Origin of the sequence: Flavobacterium sp. NRK1 (assembly GCF_024054175.1) — a bacterium.
In the GTDB taxonomy this organism is placed as follows: Bacteria; Bacteroidota; Bacteroidia; order Flavobacteriales; family Flavobacteriaceae; genus Flavobacterium.
The window spans coordinates 1-239 of record NZ_JAMXLA010000025.1 but is presented as its reverse complement, the minus strand read 5'-3'; the positions used below and the strand labels follow the sequence as shown (position 1 = coordinate 239).

1 protein-coding gene is annotated in these 239 nt (G+C 34.3%); it reads left to right on the top strand.

The window, feature by feature from the left end; translation table 11 throughout:
• On the top strand, positions 1-239 hold a 239-nt coding region (locus NHE85_RS16720; RefSeq protein WP_252813348.1), incomplete at both ends, for a hypothetical protein.

Below are 239 nucleotides of genomic sequence, written 5' to 3'. Positions count from 1 at the left end.
TCCTTTACCTTAACAGTTGCAACTTCAAAAGCATATTATTTGCAGGTAAGGTTATATCAACCAGGATATTCCGGTGCAGCACAAAGTTTTTATATTGACAACGTAAAAGTTACAAAATTAACTAATAACTTTACTGTAGGATTTAACCCCGATGTTATAGCTTATAACGATTATTATCCTTTTGGGATGCAGGTGCCTAATAGGTATTATAATGGTGCAGATTACAGGTATGGGTTCCA